Consider the following 23,496-nt stretch of genomic DNA (forward strand, 5'->3'; position numbering starts at 1 on the left):
CTCAGGCTCCCTTCCGCGTACGCGTCGCGAGCAGCGCATAGACGCCGACGCCGGCCGCGCAGAGCACCGTCGACTCCCCCAGCGTGTCCATCGCCCGGAAATCCACGAGGATCACGTTGACGATGTTCCGCCCGTGGGCCTCGGTGTGTACCTTCTCAACAAAGAACTCGCTCAGGATCGGCGCCGGGGAGAGCGTCGACGACATGAGGATCAACAGGGCCACCGTCGCCCCGAAGATCACGGAGACGATCGCGTCCGGGATCCACACGCGCGCGGGGGATCGGGACACGAAGCGCGGCAGGTGGTGGAGGACGAGGACGAAGATGACGACCGTCAGCACCTCGACCAGGATCTGCGTCAGCGCGAGATCGAGCGCGCTGAAGATCACGTAGACGAGCATGACGCAGATGCCGATCGCGCCGAGCGCGGCGACGACGGCGAGGCGTGATTGCGTGCGCGTCGCCATGGCCGCGGACGCGAGGATCACGCCCGCGAGCACGAGCTCCGGGAGCTCCACGGTGAGCGACGGGATCGTGAAAGGGAGGCTCCAGAGCAGAGGTGTCCCGACGAGCACGACCGTCGTCAGGGCCGTGACCAGCAGATAGCGGCGCAGGTGCCCCGTCTGGAGCTGCCCGGTCAGCCACTCCGCGAACCGGAGGAGCCCCTCGAAGGCAGCGTCGTACACGCGCGCGGGGCCCCAGGCCCCGAGGCGCGTGGCGGCGTCGAAGAGGCGTCCTTCCCGGCCGGAGAGGGCGCGGAAGAGCCCGAGGCCGGCGAGGAGGGTCGCGACGCTGAGCCCGAGCACGGGGGTCAGGCCGTGCCACAGGTGCACTTCGAGCGGCGTGGGTCGGCCGAGGATCGCTGTCGCCGCCGCGCCCGGGAGGTCGCCGAGCAGTCGCGGCGCCACCCCGAGGACGAGGCTCGCCGCCGCGAGCGTGGCAGGCCCGAGCCACAAGGACAGCGGCGCTTCGTGGGGGAGCGTGGGCGCCGCCGGGGGACCCCCGAAGAAGGGGCGCTGGGCGACGACCAGGCTCATCACGACGAGGAGGGCGCTCGACAGGACCGCGGCCCCGGCGAGGACCGCCGTCATCGAGGGCGGCGCGAGGACGGCCTCGTAGAAGAGCTCTTTCGACAGGAAACCGAGGAGGGGCGGCGCGCCCGCGCTCGAGATCGCGGCCAGCACGGCCGCCGTCGCGGTGATCGGCATCCGCCGCGCGAGGCCCCTCAAGCGGGTGACGTCGCGGGTCCCGGTCTCGTGGTCCAGGGTCCCCGCGGCCATGAAGAGCGCGCCCTTGTACAGCGAATGCGCGACCAGATAGACCACCGCCGCGGAGACGGCCGCCCGGGTCCCGATGCCGAGGAGCATCGTGAGGATGCCGAGCACGCTCACGGTCGAATAGGCGAGGATCCGCTTGAGATCCTTCTGCGTGACCGCGAGCACCGCGCCCGTCACCATCGTGGCGGCGCCGAACCCCGTCACGACGAGGTACCATTCGCGCGTCGCGCCCAGCGCGGGATGCAGGCGCGCGAGCAGGTAGACGCCGGCCTTCACCATCGTGGCCGAATGCAGGTAGGCGCTGACCGGCGTGGGCGCCTCCATTGCGCGAGGCAGCCAGAAATGAAAGGGCACCTGCGCCGATTTCGTGAAGGCTCCGGCGAGGACGAGGAGCAGGATCGGCAGGTAGAGCGGGCTATCGCGGACGGCGTCCCCCGAGAATCGGGAGATCTGCGTCTCTCCGGTGACCAGGACGAGGAGGACGAGGCCCGCGAGCATGGCGAGCCCGCCGCCGCCCGTCACGAGGAGCGCCGTCAAGGCGGCTTTGCGCGCCTCCGGCCGCTCGTGGTCCCACCCGATGAGGAGATACGAGCTCACGCTCGTGAGCTCCCAGCACACGAAGAGGAGAATGACGTCGTCGGCGACCACGAGGCCGGCCATCGATGCCGTGAACAGGAGCAGATAGGCGTAAAACCGCCCGAGCCGCGGGTGCGAGCGCAGGTATTCGCTCGCGTACACGAAGATCAGCGCCCCGATGCCGCAGATGAGGCCGAGGAACACGAGCGAGAGCCCGTCCAGACTCACCGAGATCTCCACGCCGAGCGACGGGATCCACGGCAGCGAGGCGCGATGGGCCTCCCCCTCGGCGAGCCTCGGGGCGAGCTGCATCGCGGACGCGAGCACGCCGAGCGGGAGCGCCGCGAAGAGCCAGCCGGCCCGGCGCCCGAGCCCGCGATGGAGGGCCGGCGCCAGCAGCGCTCCGACGAACACGCTCAGGATGGCCCACAGCATCGCGGCAGGTCCCCCTTCGATGCCGGCGAGGGCCCGAGGCTTTCGAGGGGCTTTCGAGGGTGCGGCCTACCGAGCTCGGCGCCGGCGCGAGCCCGCTCGGCCTGCTGACGGAGCAGAGCGAGCCCGCGACCGGCGCCGCCGTCGGGAGCTTCCCGCCGGCGTTCAGCCATGTCGGACGCATCGCCAGCGACGTGCGCCTCGCGGGAGGCCGGCGCAGGTCATTGACCAGCTCGCGCGCTGGCTTCATCAGTACCACCGCGAACGTGAACGTCGGCATCGCCCCGGATTCCGGCGCGACCGTCGCCTGCCTCCTGCTGGCGTTATCGCCGACCGGTGGTCCGGGCCTCGGCGCTCCCGCGCCGGTGGTGCACCCCCTCGAGTCGCTGCTCGCGCGACAGCGGTAGGCGCATCAACAGCCGTTATATACAGACTCGCGAGCAGAGTCGGTCATCGGCAGACCATGTGCCATAATCAATGGGCTTGTTACAAAGGCTACGCGAGGCTCTGCGCCGCACGGATCGCCGCCTTGGCCTGGGCTACCAAGCGGTGACGCTTGCAACCATCGAACGACAGTGGCTTGTCAGATCTTGGCACCTTCGGTCCGACCGCCCTCACGCTCTCCGACCGACGTTGACAGCCAGACGACCGTCTCGTTGTCAAACAAAGAAACCAGACGGTGCGATTCTGGCCGTCGCCGAGCGGGGGTCTCTATCAAGCTTCTTGCGCTGACACACAAGCTCACTGAACAGAAAACGTACCGGGCGCCGGGTCAAGGAACCGCTCCGCCTTGAGGACGGCGACTCGCCCGCCTGCTTCCTGCCCCGCAGGCGAGCCTGCCGGCGTGCAGTTCCCCCTCGAGCATTCCAGGACGTGCAGGTGAAGCGCCCGCGGGAGGAAGCCCGCGGGCCGCCTGCCGCGACACATCCGCCGAGCTCCCCACCGATGGGCGCGCTCATCGCAGAGCGCTCGCTCATGGCGATGCTCATCGCGAGGGCAGCCCGCTGATCACAGCTCCAGGCGCGGCAGCGGACGCCAGGGCGAGCCTGGAACACCTCGAGGAACCGACACAGCACGACGACACGCGGCGACGTCGTGCTATCATGCTGATGTGATCAGCGATAGCGCACGCACCGAGACTGCGGTCGAGCGGAGGGCCACTTTCGCCCACTCGACGAGAAGCTCTTCCTCGAGGTCTTTGGCGCGGCCCCGAAGCCCAAGTCCGCGAACCGCAAACGCTGAACCTGGAGGCGCTCATGCCACAGACTGTAAAACTCACGCTGCCGATCCCCGAGCCCCTCGCGCTGCTCGACGCGACGCTGCTTTTCCTCATCCAGGTCCTGCTCGCGCAGCACCCCGATCTGCTCACGCCCCCCGAGGAGCCCGCGCCCCGCAATCCGGGCCCGCGCGCCGCTCGCCGCATCTTCGAGGCCGTCCGCGAGCTCCACGCCGCGCTCGACAACTACCGCGCCTTCGTCCCTGCCGATCCTCCGCGGGCGCTCGGCGACGAGCGGCCCGGCGACGACATCCCGTTTTGAGGCGACCCCGCCCGCGCTCGGCTCATGACGCCGCGCGTCCCTCAATTCTCGCGCTCAAAGCCCCTCCAACTTCGTGCTCGTGACCATCCCGACGTCGCGGGGGATCAACAGCGGCACCGGCGCAGGCTGGGCGCGTCGCGTCACGTCCAGGGCACCCTCCTGTGTTAACAGGACATCTTCCCTCGTCACCCCGGTTCGTAAGCACTGTCCCTGTAGGCCCGAGCCACAAGAGCCTGCCGGCTTCCGAACCGACTGCGCTCGACCCCTCGAAGCTCGGTACACATGCCCTCGCGAATGCCATGGCACTGGTTTCGCAGCAGCCACCGGGCCGCTTGACACGGGCAATGAAAATTGCATTGGTCCGCGAAACAATGAGTGACGCGGAATGGACACAGGCGATCACTATCAAGCAAAGGCACCGTGCTCCGGCGGACCGCCCCGTCTGACCACCCGCTCGGCGCAACCCGGCCGTGCTCTCGTGGGCCATGTCGAGCACGTGACGCTCGGACGCGCCCAGGGCATCCCCATGCGGGACGACGTCATTCACCTGCACGACACGCGCTTCCTGCCCTGACGGGGGCGGCGGCCTCGCCCTCGCGCAGTTCTGCCGGAGCTACGTCGAGATCCACCTGTTCACGACGGCCGGACGCTACGAGGCGGCGCGGCCATCGAGGAGCGCATCCGGGCTGTGCCAGAGCGCATCCACGTCCACGCAGCAAGGCGCGCCGTCGACCATCCGCGTGTGGTGGTCGTCGCGGACGCGACGGTCGCCGCACCATCATCGTCACCGAGAGCCCGCTCCAGCCCGCCGCGATCGATCTTTCTCCAGGTCGATCCTCGAGGTCTGTGGCGCCGTCTACTTCACCCGCGACGATCCCGAAAGCCTCCGCCGCGCGCGTGCCGCCTCGTGATGACGGCGCGCCGGGGAGCTCGGCGCTCAGGCTCGCGGCGGTCACACCCGACGTGATTATCGGCAGCGTCCAAGTCCCGCGCGAGAACGATCCGCTCGATTCCAACAAGCCCCTGCCCCGCGCAGCTCGGCGCGGCGGGAAACGCGGTTGAGGACCACAACCCCTCGTCTTCGTCTCAGGAACCAAGGAAAATTCGAAAGACAAATGCAAGCCGGAACAGATGCCCAGTGGGCACACAGGACGTACGCCCATAACGGTTTACAGCCGAGGCGGAGACCGTAAGCGCATCTCGCCCTTGTGAACCGGCAAGAATCTATTGCAGGATGAAGAGTAATATGATTGTCCAGGCGTCGAGCATCGTCCGCCCCTCATGACAATGGGGCCGAATGAAGAGCCTGGTACATTTCGAAGAAAATCTTCGACTGCTCCGGATTGGACGAGAGCACCCGTGCCCAGTGGCGCGACAGACGCAAGTAGTCGGCCGTGGACAGCCCCCGCGCGGCGAGGGGTTGCGCCGGGCCACCGGCGAGCTGGATGTCGACGACCAGCTTGGCGTAGGAGGCCGCGTCCATCGCGGACACGGGCTTCAGCGCATCCTGCGCCTCGCCGAAGGCGTCGGAGTAGACGTGCGGCATCCTTGCAGCCTGCCCGTGCTCGCGCACGTCGTCGCCGAGGTGTGCCATCCAATACACGGTCGACTCGTTCCACGCCGCCTCGCTCAGGCGGCGGGCATCGAGGATCGCCGCGAGGGGGCGGTCGCCCTCGGCCATCTCGGCCGATATCCGCGCGTGATCGGTCAGCGTGATCCCGTGCGGAGGGCCCCGCTGCGCCGCGCTCGCGTCGTCGTCCCCGGAGCTCATGGGTAGATCCTACGCCAAATGCGGCGCGAGTTGGCGGCGTGTATCCTCGGAGCATGGCGGATACCTCACCCACGATCCCACGCTTCCCCGGCGGCCCCGACCCGACCGAGCCCGTGCCGGGGACGCCGGTCCACGGCTTCGATATCGCCGCGTGCGCGCGCGTGGCGGGGCGGCTCGCGCAGCGCGCGGAGCCCAGGGCCGCGACGCTCGCGCGCGCAGGGCTGGACGAGGCGCGCTGGACGGAGATCGAGGCGACCTGGATGCTGCGCATCGCGACCGCGCTCCTCCAGAACGACACGTCGCTCGGGGAGGCCTATGACGCGGGGTTCGCCGCCGGGAAGGGCCCGGGGTGAACCGCGGCGTCGCCGCATCGCCCTTCCGCAGCGACGCTCGCTCGCGCTAGAATACCCTGCGCATTCACCGCAGCGGGGAAGGTGGCCGATGCCTCTCGTGAATGGGAAGAAGTGTGTCGCGAGCGTCTCCTCGGGCCACACGGCCGTGTCCTCCGGTCCCATCGACATGTGCAAGACGCCGACGCCCGGCGGACCGGTGCCGATGCCCTATCCCAACGTCGCGCTGTCGGCGACGATGGGGCCCGGCTACACGACCAAGACGCTCGTGATGGGGACGCCCATGTGGACGAAGAAGGGCAAGAGCGCCGTGTCGAACGGCGATCAGCCGGGCGTCGCCCTGGGGGTCGTCAGCAACAAGATCATGGGCATGTGCGCCATCACGATGGCGTCCAACAATGTCTACGCTGAGAGCGGTGAGGTCGCGCGCACCGGCGACATGGGCAACTCGAACAGCTGAGCCATGACCACGCAGGTACCCGTCGCGCTCGTCAACGCGGGGCTCGCGCTGCCCGACGATCGCAAGCAACGCCTCTTCTGCCAGGCGTTCCGCCAGGCCATCAAGGTGTATTGCCAGATCCCGAAGCTCCCGAACCGCGGCAAGTTCAACGAGTACTTCTTCGATGCGCTGAACAACCTGCCGCCCCCGAACACCAAGGCAGGCCAGGCGCTCGCCGCCGCGACAGCGCGGGAGGTGCCGATCATCAGCGGCGCGGTGTGCGGTCTCGCCAGCAACTTCGTGGCCAATCCCGTCATCGGCACCGCCTGCACCGTGGCGGCGAACGCATACGCCGCTGCCGCGGCGTTGGTCCCCGGGGCCCAGCTCCTCCCAGGGACGACGGGCCTCGGCGGCCTGTTGAGCGGCTCGACGACAGGTCTGGTGCCGAGCAGCCTCGGCGTGGGACTTCCGTCGTCCACCGGTGTGCCTGGCACGCAGACCGCTTGGCACCAGATCTTCCAGAACGGTTGCAAGATCACCTACCCTGACGGCATCGTCGGGAACCGGACGCTCGAGCTCAAGGGCCCGCACGACAAGCTCCGCAAGGGCCAGGCGAAGGCCAACCACCAGTTCAACAAGCACAAGAAGGCTTTTCATGGTGACGGCAAGAAGTGCGGCAAGAGCAAGGCGTACAAGAACTGCCCGAAGTGATCCGCAAGCGCACGGGCGTCTCGCGCGGTCCCGGGGGCGCCGTTGACCACGCCCGCGACCAGCCTGGTCGTGGCCTACCGTGCGAGCCCGGAGCCGCAGGAGCTCTCGGTCGACGTCACGGTGGCAGGCGTCCCGGAGACGCAGCTCGCCCACTTCATGATGAGGACCTTGCTCGACGCGATCAACGGCGGCGCCGCGGGCGGCAGCCTGTTCCACCCTGCCGCGGGGAGCGCGGCGCTCCTCCGCGGCCCCCTCGACGAGGCGCCGACCGGATCGAGCTACGCGTGGGTGGTCCGGGTCGCGGCGGTCGCGCCGGTGTTCCTCCGGACGTGCGTTGACCAGCTCGCGCTCTGCGGAGCCGGCAAGCCCGTCACGTCGCTCACCTTCCGGGGCTCCGTCCCGCTCGATGGGAGCCCGCTCTCGATCACCGACAGGCAGGTGCGCGCCATGCTCACCGATCCGACGGCCTACGTGGACGCGTGGCCTGCGCCGGGCTTCCCCGTGCGGGACGGCGATCGCGGGGCGGACGACGTCGAGGCGACGCTGCGGCTCGAGATGGGCTCGCGCATCACGTCGCCCGTGCGCGCGCGCCTCGAGGATCTCGCGATCGGGTGGATCAACGTCGTCCACCGCTACGCCGACAACCATGGGCGGTATGTCACGTTCAACCCGCAGAAGACGCTGCCGCGCTTCGGCCAGTCGAAGACGGAGTTCCGCGCGTATTACCCCGAGTTCCGCTGGGCGTCGGGCCCCGCGCGCGCGGCGATGATCAACATGCTGACGAGGTTCCATCACGAGGTCGCGCCGATCGCGGCCGCGGAGATCGGCGCGTGACCGCCGGCGGCGCCGGACCGCTCCTCGAGTCAGAGGGGAGCCCGGTCCTCTTCTGCGCGCTCGGGCTCAAGATCCACCTCGAGCTCCTCACGGGCGAGGACGAGGAGCGGCTCGACCGCGTCAACGACCGTGTGTGGGCCTGGTACGGTGATCGCCTGTCGCTCACCTGGCTCTCGTGCGCCGCGTCCCCGCAGCGCACGACGCGCTCGCACCTCGACTACATCTCTTCGTACGCGAGCCACCTGAAGGCGCGAGCCAACCCCGATCCCGCGCTCCAGCGCGCCATCAACAACGTCACCAAGTTCGGGCGCACAGAGTACGACGTGAGCTGCGTCGGAGCGTCGTCGCCCGACGCAGCGTCGCCGTACACGTACGCGTTCTGGTCGGAGATCGGTGACGTCCCCGACGACTCGCCCGACCTCCCCGCCCACGCGATGCTGGAGCTCACGGTGCCGGACGACCACCCGCTCGACGTCTTCTTCGCCAACGTGTGCGCGATCGTCGGCGAGCTGCGCGTCCGCTGGGCCACGGCGGGCCTCACCTACGCGGCCGAGCTCCGGTACGACACCGAGGCGCCAGGCGACCGCATCTACGCCCATGCGCGCCGCTATACGGGGTACGACGTCGGCTTCCACGTGGGCATGATGGACACGTTCTTCGACCGGATCCGCACCGTCAACTGGCTGACCTTCCTCGGCCCGGCGATGGTCGGCGCGCTCGCAGCGGCGGGGCGCACCGTCGAGAGCACGCCGCACGTGCAGGTGTCGCAGGTCGGGTCCGCCACATTGCTCCGCGCCGGCAGCGCGCCGCTCGCCGGCGACGTCAACTACCTCGCCGTGCCCGCGGCGTACCGTGAGGCTGACGCGCTGGTGCGGCCGATCCGAGCGTCCGATGGGCAGGACATGGTCTTCTTCGGGCCGTGGGACGAGCGGTCGATCACGAGGTGGCTGAGGCGGTTCGAGTACAGCGTGGGGTGAGGCGTGGAGGTCATCGTCGATTGCCGCGCCGGGCACGTCCCGGTGCCGATGAAGGACAAGCACGGGCGAGACCAGATGGTGGTCGTCCTCGCGTACACGTTCGCGGTCGACGCGCGCGGCGCCGTGGAGGTGCTCGACCCGGAAGAGCCGCGCCTCGTCGACGAGTACACGGGCGCGGACCCGGCCGCCTCGAGCCTGCGAAAGCCCTCCGTGCTCTTCGACTACAAGCCGGGTACGGACGTGATCTTGATCGGACACGCCCACCCCCCCGCGACCGGCCGGCACAGCCACGTCGACGTGTCGCTCCTGGTCGGGCCGCTCCGCAAGACCGTGCGCGCCCACGGCCTCCGCACGTGGAAGTGGGGCGCGTTCGGGGGCCTCGCCCCCGGGCCTGCGAGGGTGATCCAGGAGCCGATCCCGCTCGTGTACGAGCTCGCGTGGGGCGGCTCGGATTTCTCCGACCCGACGCAGCTCGTCGGCGAGCCGCGGAACCTCGTGGGCCGCGGCGTCGCGCGGCAGCCGAAGAGCCTGATCGACAAGCTCGCGGCCCAGCTCGAGGACCCCGCGCAGCCCATCGGAGCTGGCGACAACGTGCCGGCGTGCTTCGGGGCCATCCACCGGCACTGGGAGCCCAGGGCGCGCTACGCGGGCACGTACGACCAGGCCTGGATGCAGCGCAAGATGCCGCTCTTGCCCGACGATTTTGATCCCCGCTTCCATGTCTCGGTCCCGCACGATCAGTGGTCGGCGACGCCGCTCAGGAGCGACGAGCCGATCGAGGTCCGCGGCGCGACGCCCGAGGGCGTCTGGCGCTTCCAGCTCCCTCGCATCTCGCCAGGGTTCTCGAGCGTCTCGCGCGGCGTGCGCACCGAGCACAGGACGCACCTCGACAGCATCCTCCTCGACGCGGACGCCCGCCGCGTGGAGCTCACGTTCCGCGCGGCCATACCGGTGCCGCGGAAGTACGAGCACATCGACGAGATCTTCGTGCTCGAGAAGGAGCTCGTGTGAGCTGAATCAGCCGTCGAGGAACACGACGCGCCCCGCCGCGTCGCCGTAGACCGCACGCCCCGACGCGAGCGCAGCGCACGCCGTGACGTTCCCCTCGGCGCGCCACGCGCCCGTGCGCTCGCCGCTCGCGAGGCTCCATCGCGCGATCGTGCGATCGCCTCCCGCCGTGACGAGGTGCTCGCCGCCGGGGCTCACCGCGAGCGCGGCGAGCGCGGCGTCGTGCGCTGCGAAGGAGCGCTGGCATTTCCCGTCCGGCAGGGACCACAGCCTCACCGTCGCCCGCGCATCGGCGGAGAGGAGCTGCGCTCCGCCCGCGAGGGGCACGAGGTACCGCGGCGGCGCCTGGTGACCGTCGAGGGCGCGCTTCGTTCGCCCCGTCTCGATGGAGACGAACCGGATCGTCCCTCGTTCGCTGGAGGCGAGGAGGTGCTTGCCGTCCGCATGGAACAGCACCGCGGCGGTGGGATCGCCCTCGGCGGCGGCGAGCTCCGCGAGCTTCTTGCCGGCGGCGCTCCAGATCTCCACCGCCCCCGTCTGGAGGCCGATCGCGACGCGCGCTCCCGAGGGGTCCAGATCGATCGCCGACGCGCCCTCGATACGATCGAAGCCCCGGGCGAGCTTGCTCCGGTCCAGGTTGCCTGCGATCACCGAGCCGTCGACCCAGAGGCCCGCGACGGTACTGCCCGCCGCGGTGAGGCGCACGGCGACGGGACCGAAGTCGGGGATGCCGTCGAAGCTCGCGACGCGCTCGCCGCGCTCGAGATCCCACGCTTCGAGCGAGCCGACGCCCGACGTCACGGCGCGGCGGCCGTCGGGGTGGAGCGCCAGCGCGAACACGCCGTACTCGCCCTCGACGCCGACGCGCAGCGTGCGGATCGAGCGCCGTCCGTCGGCGTCCCAGATCTTGAGCGCGCGATCCGCGCCCGCTGTCACGAGGCGCCGCCCGTCCGGGAGCGGGACCATCCCGCTCACCTCGTTCGCGTGCTCGTCTGGCGCGGGGATCGACGCCGACGGGGCCGCGGAGGCACGCTCCAGCGCGTAGACGTTGATGCTGCCGTCGAGAGCAGCCGAGACAGCGCGGGCCCCGTCCGGCGTGATGGCGACGCGGCTCACGGCGGCGGCGTGGCCCGTGAAGAGCGCGAGGTTGCCGCCGCTCACGATGTCCCAGAGGCGCAGCGTCTTGTCCTCGCTCGCGGTCACGAGCTGCCTCCCGCCGGGGCGCAGGGTCATGTCGAGCACGCGCTCGGCGTGGCCCGAGAGCGTGTGCGCGAGCTTCCGCTTGGCCCAGTCCCAGACCTCGACGATGGAGCTCTGGTCGTAGCGCCGCGCGACGCGCTCGCCGTCAGGCGCAGGGATCTCGATCGACATCGGCCCGCTGGGCGGCAGCGGATCCGGGGAGTGCCCCTTCTTCGCCTCGACGTCCCACACGACCCAGCGCCACTGCTTCTGGGACATCCCGGTCGCGCGATCCGGGGTCCGCAGGATCTCCAGCGCGCCGGCCGCGACGCGCCGGCCGTCGGCGAGCGGCTGCACGTGCAGGGTCGAGCGGTGGTCCGTCGTCCGGAGGACCTCGCCTTCAGCAGCTCCGCTGGCGGCGTCGAAGATGCGCACCGAGCGGATCAGATCGAGCGGCTTCTTGTTCTCCCAGCCGACGGAGATGACGCGGCCGTGCGCGATATGGACCGCGACGACGGCCGGCGTCCCGTCGGCCGTGCGGTGCGCGCGCAGCCGGTGGCGGAGCGCGCCCGTCGCGAGATCCCAGACCCGTATCTCGCCGGAGGCGTGCCCTCCCGCGAGCCACGCGCCAGCCGGCTCGATCCCGAGCACCGAGCAGCCCGCGCCCTCGGCGAACGCCTGGACGCGCTCCCCGCTCCTCGGGTCCCAGGCGTCCACGCCGCCCGCGGACGCCGTGATCACGCGCCCTCGCGCGTCGTCGAGCACGACGTCGAGCGCGTCCGAGATCGCGCGGAGGCGCTCCCCGCGAGCGCCGTCCCACACCTCGACCGGGCCGTGCGCCCCGGTACGCGCGACGACGATCGCCGCGCCGTTGCCAGCGACGAGCTTGCTCACCCACGAGCCGGCGCGCATCGACACGGCCGGGCCGGCCACCGCGCTCGGGGCCGGCGCCTCGCCGCGCGGCGCCTCGCGCGAGGGAGCCTCGCGCGAGGGAGCCGTCTTGGTTTGCGCCTTCTCTTGCTTCTTCTCGCCGGCGCGCTTCTTCGACGCAGCCGGCTTCTTCGATGTAGCCATCAGATATCCTCGACTCCGGCCGCCAGCTCGGGTTGCGGTCCCGTGGCCTTGAGCTTGATTTCGGGGGAAGTGATCGTCACCGCGCCTCCTGCGATGGTCACGTTGGAGCCACCGACGCTGAGCACGATCTGACCTGCGTTGAGCGAGAGCGCGCCGCCGATGTCGATGGTGAGGTTGCCGTCGCTCGACAGCTCCACGTTGCCGCCCGCGTTCGCCGCCCACGCGCCGCCCACCGTGGTGGCCTTGGAGCCCGAGGTGTTGGTCCCCACGTCGGCGCCCGACGCCGAGATGAACGCGCCGCCGATGGTCGAGGCGAGCGCGCCGATGGTCGTCTCCGTCTTCCCCGTCACCACCGCCTCGATCTTCGCGCCGCCGACGCTCACGCTGCACGAGCCTGCCACCGCGAAATTCACCCCGAGCGCGGCCGCCTCGACGCAGCTCCCGCCGACCGTCTCGTCCAGGTTCGCCGGCGTGCTCGTCTCGACGGAGCGCGTCGACGTCGTGGTGTGGCTCCCGCCGATCGAGACGGCGCGCGCGCCGGTGATCGCCACGTTCTCGGCGGCGCTCACGCTCTTCGTGCGCGACCCGCCCACCTTCCATGTCTGCGAGCCCCCGACGACGAGCTCGTACTTCGCCCCGACGCTGAGCTTGTCATCCGCCCCGACGGTGACCTTGTGGTTCGAGCCGACGCGGCGCGTGGAGTTGTTCGCCACCTTCTCGGTCATGTTGTTGGCGATGTTGGCGTTCAGATCCTTCTCGGCGTGGATGTGGAACTGCTCACCGCCCCCGGCGTCATCCATGCGGATCTCGTTCTGCCCGCCGCCCCCAGGCGTCGACAGCGACTGCAGCGAAGAGCGCGTCTTGCCCTCGGGCAGCGCCTGCGGTGGAGAGTACCTGGCATTGTACAGCCGGCCGACGACGAACGGCCGGTCGGGATCGCCGCCTTCGAAGTCGATGATCACCTCCCACCCGACGCGGGGGATCGCGATCGAGCCGCTCGTGTGCATCTGCCCGACGCGCACCCAGGCGGAGCTCTTGTCATCCTTGGTGCTCCGCCGATCCCAGGGGAAGAAGACCTTGACGCGCCCGAACTCATCCGTGTGAATCTCCTCGTTCGGCGCCCCTGTCACGGTCGCGACCTGAGGGCCCGCCGCGACGGGCCGCGGCGCGCGGTGCGGGGGCCGGTACGACCGATCCTTCGGCACGAGCACGAACGTGTTCGTCAGCGTGGTGCGCGGGCGATCGTGGAACGTCTGCTCCATCGACCCGACGACCCAGTCCCGGTCGGCCACCGGCTCGGGCGCGTCGGACACGCGGACGACATGGCCGGGCGTGAGCGCGGCCGCGTTGCCCTTCCCACGAACGACGGAGCTCTCGCTGGTCAGCGCGTCGAGGAGGAGCTGTGCGCGCCGCTTGCCCTCGTCCGGGTCGACGTAGCGCCCCGGATAGTCGTAGTGCTCGCGCCCGAGCGGCGCCTCGCCCTCGGCGACCGCCTCGAGATCGAGCCAGGGCCTCTTGAAGTCGTGATCGCGGAGCGTCACCCTCGCGGGCCGCACGCGCTCCCACGCGGAGAGCGCGGTGACCGCGCCCTCCGAGACAAGACCCGAGTCCGGGCGAAACGGGATCTCCTCCACGACCGCCGCGCCCCACGCGGCGCTGGCGTCCGCGAACACGATGCGCTCCCCCCCGTCATCGAACTCGGAGAAGTAAAACAGGCCGTCTTCCTCGAGGATCCGGCTCATGAAATCGAAGCTCGTCTCGCCGAACTGCGTGCAGACCTCGCGCTCGGGTGTCGCGCCGGACAGCCGGAACTCGACGCGGCTCGCGTCGACCCCCGCCTCGCTCAGGAGCTCTTCGACGATCGCGCGCGTCGCCTTGCTCTGAAAGATACGGTAATCGCTGATCAGCCGCAGGCGGGCGAGCGCCCCCTCCATCGTGACGGAGATCCATTGCCTCGCCTCGCGGCTCGCGCGCTCGCGGACGCTGGTGACGGGGCCATGGTAGCGGCGCAGCACCTCGCCGTCGGCCGCGCGGACCACGGAGAGGATGGCGTCCTGGAGGAGCCACGACGCCGGATCGCCCTCTCCGCCCTGGAGCTCGATGTCGACCTCGATGACAAACGGCGAAGACAGCCCCTCCCGGGCCGCGAACGCGTGCACGCGCGCGATCCCCGCGTCGAGGCCCGGCGCTGCGAAGAAGACCTGATGGAGCGACGTGTCGTCCTGGGGCATGCTCTACGTCTCCCGTCAGTTATGGCGGATCGTCGAGGCTTTCTTCTTGATCTTCGCGCCGGGACTCGCGAGCGTCGGCGCCTTCACCTCGACGCTGCCGGGCTTCACGGTGATGGACGCCGCCCCGACGCGGATCGAGATCTCCGATTTGGCCTCGATCAGGATCTTCGGCGCGTTGCCGAGCAGCGCCCCGCCGACGGTGACGCGGAGCGAGCCGGCCGCCGACTCGGCCGCGTTGCCGCCCGCGGCGACCACGTAGGCGCCCCCGACCGTCTCGGCCAGCGCGCCCTTCACGCTCGTGTTGCAAGGGCCCGGCGCCGCCTGGATCTTCGCGCCGCCCACCGTCTCGGCGCCCGCGCCGGCGGTGATGTTGGCGAGCCCCGCTGCCGCCGCGGTGATCCACGATCCTCCCACCGTCACGCTCATCGAGCCGAGGACCATGCGGCTCACCCCGAGCGCGGACGCGGCCATCATCGAGCCGCCGACCGTGAGCGTCCGCCCTCCCGTGGCCTCGAGGCTCGCCCCCTTCACGCTCACCGTGCGCGACCCGCCGATGGCGATCGTCTCGTCCCCGCCGACGTCGACGCTGCGGTTGCTCGAGACCGTCAGCGACTCCGAGCCCCCGATGCTCACGCTCTGATCGGCGGTGATCCCGACCTTCGCGTTCGTGCCGATCGTCACGTCGAGGTTGGAGCCGATCGTCTCCTCGAGGTCGACGCCGACCTTCTCCGTACGGTTGTCGCCGACGGCGACGTTCATGTCCTTCGAGGCGTTGATGAACATCTCCTCGCTCCCCTTCTTGTCCTCGAAGCGGATCTCGTTCGTGGACCCGCCTCCGGGCGTGGTCGCGGTCTGCCACGCCGTCCGGGTCTTGTTCGCGGGGAGCGCGTAAGGCGCCGGGAACTGGCCGTCATAGAAATGGAGGAGCACGAACGGGTCGTCGACGTCATCCTCGTGGTGCTCCACGACGACCTCCCACCCGAGGCGGGGGAGGATCATCGACCCGCCCAGCGCGAATTGACCCACGCGCATCCAGGTCGACGCCTTGTCGTCGAGCTTCCCCTCCCGATCCCAGTAATGCTGGACGCGGACTCGACCGGTATCGTCGGGGTGGATCTCCTTCCCTGAGGCGCCCACGACGACACCCGGCTGGGGACCGCCGGGCGATCGCGTGACCCGCCCCACCGGCGCACGGAACGCGGTGGCCACAGGGATGCCGCTCCAGCGCATCTGAATCCCAGGAGCGCGCTCGCCCTCTGGCGCGTCGTCGGGACCCTCGCCGAGCCCGCGCGCCCGGTACGCCACGGCGTCGAGGAGGTAGCGCCCGTTGAGCGAGTCGATGGGGTGGCCAGCGAGCTCGAAGACGAGCCCGGCGCGCATCCGCGTCGTCCACGTCTCGCCCGAGGTGACGCTCACGCGCGCCCTCAGCGCCTCGATCCGGACGCGCGCGCGCCGTTCGCCCCCCTTGGGCGCACCGAATCGGCCCGGAAAGTCGTACACCTCGCGCGCCCCCGAGCCCGCCTTGGCGTCGAGCGTGAGCCTCGGCTTGTTGAAGTTGTAATCGCGCAACCGGACCGCATCGGTCGCGACGGCCCGCCGCCGATGGACGCGCAGGACGCTGTCGGACACCGACTGGAGCTCGGTGTCATCATGGAAGGGGACGATCGGATCGCCCTCGATGTCGGGCGCCAGGGTCGAATCGTCCGAGAACACGAGCCGGGTCGCGTCGCTGTCGTGCTCGAACCAGTAATAGATGCCCTCCTCGGCCAGGAGTCGCTCGATGAAGTGCCAGTCGGACTCGCGGTACTGCGCGCAATAGACGCGCTTCGCGTAGTCCGCCGTGACCGCGAAACGGACGTTTTCGGCCGCGATCCCCGCCTTGTCGAGCACCTTCTTCACGATGTCGACGACGGTCATGTGCTGGAACACGCGGCTGTCGCGCCCCACGGTGAGCTGCGCCGCCTCGGGCTCGAGCCCGAGCGCGAACGTGCCGCCGCCCAGCGCGCCCGCCGTCCGCTCGGCCTCCATCACGAGGCCCCGGATCGTCATCGCCCGATCGAAGGGATCGCTGAGCGTGAGCTCGAACGGCTGGCCGACCAGCTCGGCCAGGGCCGGCGGCTCGTCGCGCGTGAACGCGCGCACGTCGAAGCGGAACAGCTCCGAGAGCGCGGCGCGCCCGGAGACGTCGCTCACGCCGAGCGCCTTGCCGCCGATCTGGAGGGTCGCGAGCGGCATGCACTCACCCGACGAGGTTGGGGTTGCCAGAGACCGTGATCGCGCCCGAGGCATCGAGGGTCACGAGGCCCACGAACGCCGCGGAGCCCGGGGTCAAGTTCACCACGCCGCCGCCCCCGAGCAGGTTGGCGACGCCGAGGACCCGGATCGAGACCGTCGATCCCTTGAGCGTGAGCTGCTTGCCAGCGTTCGCCACGACGAGGCCGCCGACCGTGAGCGCCGAGCTCCCCTGCGCCGAGCCGATCCGGTTGCCGGCCGCGGCCTGCACCCGCACGCCGCCCACCGTCGCGGCGTGGGCGCCGACCACGGAGTCGGCCACCGACGACGCGGACGCGCTGATCTTGGCGGCGCCGACCGTCTCCGACTTCGCCCCGGCGACCGCGACCGACACGCCGAGCCCGGCGGCCGAGACCATCGACCCCCCGACCGTGAGCGAGTGCGACCCCTTCGACGTCCTCCCGACGCTCATCAGGGCGAGCGTCGTGTGGCTCCCTCCGACCGTCTCGGCGTCGCTGCCGGTCACGGTCGTCTTGAGATCCGCGCCGACGCTCACCGTCTCGGATCCGCCGACGTTCTTGGTCCTCGACCCGGTGACCTTGAGCCCGGCGTCGGACGACACGGAGGTGGTCCGGTTCGCGCCGACGGACACCGTCTCGTTCGCGCCGACCGTGACCTCCTCGGCGACGCCGACCTTGCGCGTCTCGTCGACGCCGACCGTCTCGGTCTTGTTGTTGCTCGTGACCGCGTCGAAGTCCTTGGCGGCGTTGATGAACATCTCCATCCCTCCGCCGCCGTCCTCCATGCGGATCTCGTTCGACTTGCCGTTCGCGGGGCTCGAGTCCGTCTTCAGGGCCATCCGCGTGGCCGCGGCGGGATAGGCGTACGGCGACACCTTGTCGGCCTTGTAGAGCCGCGAGACCGCCATGGGCCGGTCCGGATCGCCGTGAAGATAGACGACCGTCATCTCCCAGCCGACGCGGGCGAGCGCCATCGAGCCGCTGATCGGGAGCTGCGACAGGCGCATCCAGCACGAGCTCGTGTCGTCGTCCTTCCCGATGCGGTCCCAGAAGAACTTGCCCTTCATGCGGCCGAGCTTCTCGGTGTGGATCTCGGCGCCCGCCGGACCGGTCACGACCACCGAATGCGCGCCGCGGAGCCGGGGCCGCGGGGTGACGCGCGGCGGGCGAAACGGCGTCGCGTGCGGCATGCACGTGAAGGCGTTTTCGTACGAGAGGCCCTCGCCGGCGTCGGTCGCGTGGGGTGTGATCCGGTGCTCGACCGAGCGGAGCAGGTACTTGGTCGAGAGCGCCTCGCGCGAGGCGCCATCGAGCTCGAACCACGCGCCCGCGCGGAAGGCCATGCGATCGCTCTTCCCCCGCCCGATCGTGCGCATGGCGAAGATCTCCTCCATCCGGATGGCGGCGAGCGCGCTCCCCTCGGCAGGCTTCTGATGGCCGGTCGCGTACTCGAAGACGCCGCCCGCGGGCGACCCAGTGCCTTGCTTGGTGTTGGTCAGATCGACGCCGGGCGCGTCCTGGTTGTAATCGCACACCGTCGCTTGCTCCGGCACCGCGCGCGATTCGAGCGTGAAATCGTGGATCCCGGCGCCATGCATTGCGTGATGCAGCAGCAGGACCGACGTGTCGCCCTCGATGGGCGAGAACGCGCTCTGCGCGTCGGCGAACTTGACGTGGGTGGACGACTCGTCGTCCTCGATCACGTAGAAGACGCCCTCGTGCTCGAGGAGCCTGGACGCGAAGGCGAGATCGGTCTCTCGGTACTGGACGCAGTAGGTTCGCTTGCCCGGCGTGCGCGCCACCTCGAAGGACAGGTGCCCAGCGTCGATGCCTGCGCCCTTCAGCACCTCCTCGACGATCTCCTTCGCGTCCTTGTCCTGAAACATCCGCACATCGGCGCGCAGGGAGAGGAGCTCGAGCTCGTGGACCAGCTCGAACACGTAGCGGAGCCGGTCCCCGTCGAAGAAGCCTTCGCAACGCACCGCCACCACGACCAGGTGGAAGCGCCGGACGACGTCGCCGTCGACGGTGAAGGAAACGAGCGCCGGGCCGCCGACCCCGCCCTCCTCGTCGAGCTCGGACGAAGCGATCGCGAAGACCGTGGCGCGCGTGGGCGTCGAGATGCCTTCATGGACGTGCGCAGACGTTATCAGCACGTCGTCCCGGAAGAGGGGCCCTTCGACCTTCACGCCGAGCGTCTGCGCCATGTTCCCTCGCCTCCGGTCGGCCGCCGCGCGCGGCGGCCCGTTGCCCTAATTGAGCCGGATCACGCGGCCGATCACCTTGTGGACGTTCGTCGCGCGCGCGGTGATGTCCTGAGCGATCGTCTCCACATAGCCGAAGGCCCGCAGGACGAGGCTCGCGGCGCCGCTCACGACGGCGAACTCGTGATCAGCGACGATGGAGACGCGGCGCGCGCGGATCAGGTATTCGTCGCCGGGATCGACACCAGGCGTCGGGCCGGTCCGCAGGACCCCGAGCACCACCCACGCGCCACCCTCGCGCTGGGCGATGACGCGCTCCCCGCGCTCGAAGGCGGTGCGCAGCACGACCGGGTGAACGGCCGGATCCACCGACGCCTCCACCTCGCCGGCGCCTGTCTGGAGATGGATGGAGGGAACGTCGTCGCGACCGTCCTTGTCGGAGGCGAGCCGGGCTATCCGCAACGCGGCGAGCCCGAGCGGCTCGGGGGCATTGCGCGCGATCGGTACGACCGCGCCACCCCCGTCGCGCGGCGCTGAGCCGGGAGCAGCCGCTGTGTTCCGCATCGTCACCCCCTGAGCTCTGCGCCCCATACCCCGCCTCCCAGCGGCGAGGCTACCACGGCGGCGGACATACTTGCCAGATCGCCGAGGTTCGCGGACACTATCGGCGGCGCGAGCGCTGCCATGAACCCGACGCGCAGGCCCTCCCCCGACGACGTGGTGATCGCCGGCGTCGGCGCGCGCAGCCCCAGCGGCCTGACGGCGCTCCAGGTCGCCATGAGCGCGCGGGCGCGCTCGCTCGAGCTCCGCGGGTCGCACCTCATCGATCGCAATGGCGACGAGATCGCCACCGTACGGCTCTCTTCCGTCGCCGACAACGTGACAGGCATCGATCGCCTCCTCGCGCTCGGCGCGCCCGCGCTCGTCCAGGCCGCGTATCCCTGGCTCTCCGCCGCTCCGCGGCGCGGGGAGGCCGCCCCGCTGCCGCTCTTCATCGCGCTCCCGAGCGAGGCGCGCCCCGGGTTCGACGCGCGCCTCCGCGAGCGCTTCCTGCCTGCGCTCGCCGCGCGCGCGAACGTGCCCGTCGATCGCGAGCGCTCCCGGCTCTTCTTCGCGTGCCGCGGCGGGGGCGTCGCGGCGTTCCGAGACGCGATGGAGGAGCTCGTCCGGAGCGGCGCGGAGGCCGCGCTGGTGGGCGGCGTCGACAGCTACTTCGACCCCGCGGCGCTCGAGCACCTCGACGGCGAGCTCCGCCTCCACGGCCCGGCGACCGAGAACGGCTTCATGCCCGGCGAAGGCGCCGCCTTCCTCCTGCTCACGCTGAGGCGGCGCAGCCGCGGCCGCGCGCTCGACGGCCGCGTCGCCGCCGCGGCCGTCGAGCGCGAGCCGCGGCCCTATGGCTCGCCGGAGCCCTGCCTGGGCCAGGGCATCACGCGCGCCGTGGGCGCCGCGGCGGCGATGGCGCGCGTCGGCGAGCGGGGCATCGGCTGGGTCCTCACCGACGTCGCGAACGAGCGCCACCGGGTGGACGAGTGGGCCTACGCGCTCGCGCGGAACCACCTGGTGTTCGCGCGCGACGTCGAGCACGAGCAGCCGCTCCTGACGACCGGGGATGTCGGCGCGGCGAGCGCGGCGATGCTCGCGGCGATCGCCGCGGTCCGGTGGGCCACGGGCTCGGCCCGATGCCGCGCGGTGATGGTGGCGACGCACTCCGACGGACCCGAGCGCGGCGCGCTCGTCCTCGAGGAGGAGGCGCCGACATGACCCGCGTTCAGAGGGGCGGCCCGGCCGACAGCCCCGGCGTAGCTGCGGCGCTCGCCGCACGCAGCGCCATCGAGGACGTGCTCCTCTCGCTCGCGGAGATCCCCGCCGATCTCGATCGCGCGACGCTGCGCGACCAGCTGCTCCGCGCGATCCAGTGCGCGTACACGGTGATCGATTCGCCGGTGATCGCGCTCGCCCACCTCGACGGCCTGACCGAGGCGGCCGCGATCGCGGACGAGAGCAGGGGCCGGCTCCAGGCCGTGGACGCGCCGATCGCGGCCGACGCGCTGCGCGTCGCGATGGCCCGCCTCGAGGGCGCGGCAGCCGAGCTCCGGCGCGCGGCCGCGGCGGTGACGCGTATCCAGCTCGCGCGTCGCGACGAGCTCGTGCACGGGGACCTCCGCAGGGCGCCCCCGCCGGCGCGCCCTTTCCGCGCGAGCGTCGGCGTACCGGAGCTGCACGCGTTCGCGCGAGCGCCGCTCGTACCCCATGTCGTCGTCGATCCTGCCGAGCCTCCGCCGCGGCCTGCGTTACCGCAGCCCACGCTCCAGCCTCCCGGCTCGCTGGAGGAGCTCGCGGCGTTCGCCGAGGCCGGGGCGTCTGGCGAGCTGACGAAGCGCCTCATGAGCCCGGATCCGCCGCGGCCCGGGGCGGCGCCTGACGAGCCGGCACCGCCCGTCTATCAGCCCGCCGTCGATGAGGTCGCGCTGCTCCGCCGGCTGGCGCGCGGTTTCCTGGAGGACGTCGCGAACCACCGCACGCTCCGGACGCCCAACAGCCTGGAGACCTGGCTCGATCAGGGTCCGTTCGAGCAGCACTTGCTCGACGCGATCGACGCCTTCGCGGCGCTGGGCGGCTCGGTGCTCCCCAGCGTCTCGCTCTACCATGCAGAGGCGAAGTCGCCGGATCCCGAGCGCGCGTTCGCCGTCGCGCTGACGCTCGGCTGCATCGAGGGCGGCGACACCGTGGCCGCGGCCGTGATGACCCTGAAGCAGAGTCCGCCCGAGGAGCTCCCCGGGTGGATGGAGGGGTTCTCGCTCGCCCCGAGCCCCGCGGTCGACGTCGCGATGGCGGATCTCTGCGCGAGCCGGCGGCCGGAGCTCACCGCCCTCGCGCTCGACGTGCTGCACGCGCGGGGGAGCACGCCGGACGAGGTGGCCACGGCGCTCCTCGAGCGGGAAGAGCCGGAGATCGCGGTTCGCGTGGCGCGCGCCCTCGCGAGCACGCTCCCGCGGCAGGACGCGATCGAGCACCTGGAGCGGGTCTGCGGATCGACCGAGGACGACCACGTGTTCCTCGCCGCCGTCGAGTCGCTGCTCCGGCGCGGGCACGCGCCCGCCGTCGACCTGCTGCGCCGCACGATCGACGCGTCCGCGTCGGCCGAGCGCAGCCGGCGTGCGCTCCCCCTGCTCTGCCTCGTCGGGCGCGCCAGCGATCTCGATCGGCTGCTCGCCGCGGCCAGCGCTGCCCCCACGGCGCACCTGCTGCGCAGCCTCGGCCGCTTCGGTCACGTGAAGTCGGTCGGGCCGCTGTCGAGCTTCCTGAAGCATGAGGACGCCGAGATCGTCGCCGCCGCCGCGGAGGCGCTGGATCGCATCACGGGCGCCGGGCTGCGCGAGACCGTGGAGGAGCCGTGGGCCATCGAGCTTCCGCCCGAGGCCGCGGAGGCCGGCGGGATCCCCGTGCCCACGCGAAAGGTGGAGCGCGTCGTCGCCGATCCCGAGCGGTGGTCGGCCTGGCTTCGCGACAAGGGGCCGCGCCTGGATGCGGGGTTGAAGGTCCGCGGAGGCGCCGCGTTCACGCCTCTTCAGATCCTCGACGAGCTGGAGTCGCGAGCAACCCCGCCTGCTGCACGCGAGGAGACCACCTTGGAGCTCGCGCTCGTCACAGGGCTGCGCTCTCGATTCTCGCCTCACGACTGGGTCGCACGCCAGCGCCAGCACCTGTCCGAGCTGCGGGCTCGCGTAGCCGCGCACAGGGTCACACCAGGCGCATGGTCGCATTGCCTCGAGAGAGAGCCCGAGCGACCAGCCTCTCCCCTGCCCCCACGACGGATCGGGTCGGCGTCGGATCCGGTACCGCCGTTCCCTGATCAGACACCGACGAGCACGGCTCCTGTCGATCTCGGAAAGACGATGGCGCCACCGCTGCTTCAGGCGCCTCCAGCGCTGCCCTTCCACACCACAGATCCAAAGGAAAGCGGTGCTGCTGGTGGTGTCAAACCATCGTCGTCCGCGAGCTTCGGGCGTACGGTCTCGATCCCCGTGATCCCAGCAGCGCCCGTGTTGCCGTTCCGCCCCGCCCAGTCATCTCCTGAACAGGATATCAGCAACACGGCACCGGCATCGAGACATCCGCTGGACGCGAGCACATCCTTAACGATGACGCGAAGCGCGCCCATCATGCCGACAGGCCCAGTGACGCCTTTCCGGCCGCCTGCTGATAGTTCTGGGCCAACACCGTTGTTCTCGCCACCACCGGCCGGGCCGGTGCACAGCTTTGGCGCCCCAAGCGCCTCGGCTTCTGCACCGCCGTCCAGACAACTCAATCCACCTGGAACCGAGACCATCCTTTCCTTAGCCCAGTACGCGTCGCTGTGCGCCGAGCTGGCGGTGTTTCCCTGGGCTACCGAGGTCATCTTTCAACGCTACGGGCTTCATTCCCAGCAAGCGCGAACGGCGGTCGATTCGGCCTGGAAAGAACGGTTCGGCCGTGACACCGTGGCATATAGTGCTTGGCAAGACATGTACCGACGCTATCACGATTACTGGACGAAGCGCGGTACACCAGCAAAATGATATCCTTCGCAAATTTGCGTAAATACCAATAATTACAACACGTTACACGAATCGGCCGCAGCACCGCGAGCGTCCCGCTCCT

The 23,496-nt window shown here is 70.6% G+C and carries 17 protein-coding genes; 10 read left to right on the forward strand and 7 right to left on the reverse strand.

Translation table 11 applies throughout. The features are described 5' to 3' along the window. Position 1: 1 nt before the first annotated feature. Positions 2–2,287 (reverse strand): putative monovalent cation/H+ antiporter subunit A, encoded by a 2,286-nt coding sequence (locus WME76_RS17990; RefSeq protein WP_437961317.1) that lies wholly within the window; start codon positions 2,285–2,287, stop codon positions 2–4. Positions 2,288–2,346: 59 nt separating this feature from the next. Here WME76_RS17990 and WME76_RS17995 point away from each other — a divergent pair, with 59 nt between their 5' ends. Both WME76_RS17995 and WME76_RS18000 read left to right on the forward strand, forming a co-directional pair. Then, complete coding sequence (locus WME76_RS17995) at positions 2,347–2,691, forward strand: hypothetical protein (RefSeq protein ID WP_437961318.1); 345 nt, start codon at positions 2,347–2,349, stop codon at positions 2,689–2,691. An 849-nt stretch (positions 2,692–3,540) separates the two neighbouring features. Continuing rightward, complete coding sequence (locus WME76_RS18000; RefSeq protein WP_437961319.1) at positions 3,541–3,822, forward strand: hypothetical protein; 282 nt, start codon at positions 3,541–3,543, stop codon at positions 3,820–3,822. Positions 3,823–5,101: 1,279 nt separating this feature from the next. Here the strand turns inward: WME76_RS18000 and WME76_RS18005 are convergent. After that, positions 5,102–5,593, reverse strand: a complete 492-nt coding sequence (locus WME76_RS18005) for a hypothetical protein (protein WP_437961320.1) — start codon at positions 5,591–5,593, stop codon at positions 5,102–5,104. 53 nt (positions 5,594–5,646) lie between these two features. Between WME76_RS18005 and WME76_RS18010 the strand changes: the two genes are divergently transcribed. From WME76_RS18010 to WME76_RS18035, 6 genes are all read left to right on the forward strand, one after another. Then, a complete protein-coding gene (locus tag WME76_RS18010) occupies positions 5,647–5,946 on the forward strand; it encodes a hypothetical protein (protein ID WP_437961321.1) in 300 nt (99 codons plus the stop codon). A gap of 88 nt (positions 5,947–6,034) precedes the next feature. Then, entirely contained in the window at positions 6,035–6,403 is a 369-nt protein-coding gene (locus WME76_RS18015) for a DUF4150 domain-containing protein (RefSeq protein WP_437961322.1), read from the forward strand. A 3-nt stretch (positions 6,404–6,406) separates the two neighbouring features. Beyond that, complete coding sequence (locus WME76_RS18020) at positions 6,407–7,093, forward strand: hypothetical protein (protein ID WP_437961323.1); 687 nt, start codon at positions 6,407–6,409, stop codon at positions 7,091–7,093. A 69-nt stretch (positions 7,094–7,162) separates the two neighbouring features. Next, positions 7,163–7,927 (forward strand): hypothetical protein, encoded by a 765-nt coding sequence (locus tag WME76_RS18025; protein WP_437961324.1) that lies wholly within the window; start codon positions 7,163–7,165, stop codon positions 7,925–7,927. Next, positions 7,924–8,904, forward strand: a complete 981-nt coding sequence (locus WME76_RS18030; protein WP_437961325.1) for a type VI immunity family protein — start codon at positions 7,924–7,926, stop codon at positions 8,902–8,904. The genes WME76_RS18025 and WME76_RS18030 overlap by 4 nt, the downstream gene beginning before the upstream one ends. Before the next feature lie 3 nt (positions 8,905–8,907). Further along, a complete protein-coding gene (locus tag WME76_RS18035; protein ID WP_437961326.1) occupies positions 8,908–9,915 on the forward strand; it encodes a DUF2169 family type VI secretion system accessory protein in 1,008 nt (335 codons plus the stop codon). A gap of 6 nt (positions 9,916–9,921) precedes the next feature. On the opposite strand, the gene WME76_RS18040 is transcribed toward WME76_RS18035, so the two are convergent. The 5 genes from WME76_RS18040 to WME76_RS18060 are packed head-to-tail and all read right to left on the reverse strand — an operon-like array spanning position 9,922 to position 19,416. Continuing rightward, the gene (locus WME76_RS18040) at positions 9,922–12,165 is read right to left on the reverse strand and encodes a WD40 repeat domain-containing protein (protein ID WP_437961327.1); all 2,244 of its coding nucleotides are present in this window, start codon (positions 12,163–12,165) and stop codon (positions 9,922–9,924) included. Next, positions 12,165–14,396, reverse strand: coding sequence for a type VI secretion system Vgr family protein (locus tag WME76_RS18045; RefSeq protein ID WP_437961328.1), 2,232 nt, complete (start codon positions 14,394–14,396; stop codon positions 12,165–12,167). The genes WME76_RS18040 and WME76_RS18045 overlap by 1 nt, the downstream gene beginning before the upstream one ends. A 15-nt stretch (positions 14,397–14,411) precedes the next feature. Continuing rightward, positions 14,412–16,631, reverse strand: a complete 2,220-nt coding sequence (locus WME76_RS18050; protein ID WP_437961329.1) for a type VI secretion system Vgr family protein — start codon at positions 16,629–16,631, stop codon at positions 14,412–14,414. 4 nt (positions 16,632–16,635) lie between these two features. Further along, positions 16,636–18,855, reverse strand: coding sequence for a type VI secretion system Vgr family protein (locus tag WME76_RS18055; RefSeq protein WP_437961330.1), 2,220 nt, complete (start codon positions 18,853–18,855; stop codon positions 16,636–16,638). 45 nt (positions 18,856–18,900) lie between these two features. Continuing rightward, a complete protein-coding gene (locus tag WME76_RS18060; RefSeq protein ID WP_437961331.1) occupies positions 18,901–19,416 on the reverse strand; it encodes a hypothetical protein in 516 nt (171 codons plus the stop codon). Between the two features lie 120 nt (positions 19,417–19,536). Between WME76_RS18060 and WME76_RS18065 the strand changes: the two genes are divergently transcribed. Further along, on the forward strand, positions 19,537–20,616 hold the full coding sequence (locus tag WME76_RS18065; RefSeq protein WP_437961332.1) for a hypothetical protein: 1,080 nt from the start codon (positions 19,537–19,539) through the stop codon (positions 20,614–20,616). Then, positions 20,613–23,414, forward strand: a complete 2,802-nt coding sequence (locus tag WME76_RS18070; protein ID WP_437961333.1) for a hypothetical protein — start codon at positions 20,613–20,615, stop codon at positions 23,412–23,414. Before WME76_RS18065 ends, WME76_RS18070 begins: the two co-directional genes overlap by 4 nt. Positions 23,415–23,496 lie beyond the last annotated feature (82 nt).

The sequence above is a fragment of the Sorangium sp. So ce119 genome (assembly GCF_051524405.1).
Classification (GTDB): Bacteria; Myxococcota_A; Polyangia; order Polyangiales; family Polyangiaceae; genus Sorangium; species Sorangium cellulosum_G.